The sequence below is a fragment of the Arthrobacter sp. I3 genome (genome assembly GCF_000520575.1).
GTDB classification, from domain to species: domain Bacteria; phylum Actinomycetota; class Actinomycetes; order Actinomycetales; family Micrococcaceae; genus Arthrobacter; species Arthrobacter humicola_A.
Map to the genome: position 1 here is coordinate 29,183 of NZ_KI914914.1, position 1,376 is coordinate 30,558.

The window sequence follows — 1,376 nt, forward strand, 5'->3', positions numbered from 1 at the left end:
CCCGCGACGAGCGGACCATCGGCTCGGGCCCACGCGAAGGCCAGAACGTGCCCGTGGCAACCGACACCCACGTCACCGGCGTCCTGGTCCACGCCTCGGGGGCCTTGTCCACGCTGGTGATGAGCTTCGACGCCGTGAAAACCAAGAGCCCCAACATCGAAATCCACGGCGAGCACGGCTCCCTCGTGGTCCCGGACCCCAACCACTTCGACGGCGACGTGCAGCTCTTCGCCCTCGGTGCAGACGACTGGGAGACCCTGCCCGCCTCCGCGGGCTATGTGGAATCGGGGCGGGGCTTCGGCATCTCCGATCTCATCCGCACCCCTGCGGGCCAGGAACCCAGGGCGGGCGGTGCCCTGGCATTCCACGCCCTGGAGGTGATGGAGTCCGTGCTGGAGTCGGCGCACACGGGTGCGCCGGTCCGGATCGGCAGCACGGTTGCCCGCCCTGCCCCGGTTGAGCTGACCGACCTGACTGCGGCGGCCGTGGGGGTCTCCTCCTAGCGCCCACTCAGACACACACGGCCGAATTCGCCGGAAACCTGCCCGTTCGCCGGAAAAGTCCGGCGACCTCGCAGGCTTCCGGCGAATTCGTGCGCCCGGGCCAAGACGGGTCAGATGGTGCGCGGAGCCTTGGCCAGGTTCTCGGTGAGCTCGGCCGCGTTCTGCCGGATCACGTAGGCCGGGCGGTCCCGTTCCGTGCGCCAGCTTTCGGCGAGCGGGCCCATGTTGACGGTGTCGAAGCCGAATTCGTCGTAGAGCCTGGTCACCAGCTCGGCCGCTTCCGGGAAGTCGCTCGCCGTGGCCATGGCACGGCGGTTCGGGGTGCCGGCCGGCGTCCCGTCCGTGGTGATCTGGGAGAACATGATGTGGTTGAAAGCCTTGGCCACCTTGGACTGGGGAAGGTGCTCCTGCAGCAGGCCGGAGGTGGTGGCCTCGCCGGCATCCAGGGCCGGGATATGCCCGTCACGTTCCCAGTAGTAGTTGTTGGTGTCGAGGACGATCTTGGCGGCCAGCGGTTCCACGGGGACGTCCGGGAGGCTCCTGAGCGGCACGGTGACGACGGCGAAGTCGCCGGCTGCGGCCGCCTCGGCCGGCGTCGCGGCCCGGGCCTTGGGCCCCAGTTCCGCGACGAGGTCCGCCAGGGTCTCCGGACCGCGCGAGTTGCTGATCACGACGTCGTAGCCGAGCTCCACGGCCTTGCGGGCGATCTGGCCGCCGATGTGTCCTGCACCGATGATTCCGATTGTTGTCATGCCGGAGCAACACCCGGGCAGGCGAAGATATTTCGCCGGTTAAGGACGCTGTGCGGCTGGGACCGTCAGGACACCGGCCGGGGCATGCGAGTCCAATTCGCCGGAAGCCTCCCCGCTCGCC

General features: G+C 69.0%; 1 protein-coding gene and 1 pseudogene. One reads left to right on the forward strand and one right to left on the reverse strand.

The features are described from left to right. Window positions 1-503 (forward strand): annotated as a pseudogene (locus tag Y706_RS24130) (gfo/Idh/MocA family oxidoreductase); the annotation flags it as partial. Between the two features lie 110 nt (window positions 504-613). On the opposite strand, the gene Y706_RS0107440 reads toward Y706_RS24130, so the two are convergent. Then, window positions 614-1,255 carry an NADPH-dependent F420 reductase gene (locus tag Y706_RS0107440; RefSeq protein ID WP_028276103.1) on the reverse strand — a complete coding sequence of 214 codons (642 nt, stop codon included), beginning with the start codon at window positions 1,253-1,255 and terminating at the stop codon, window positions 614-616. Window positions 1,256-1,376: the final 121 nt, after the last annotated feature.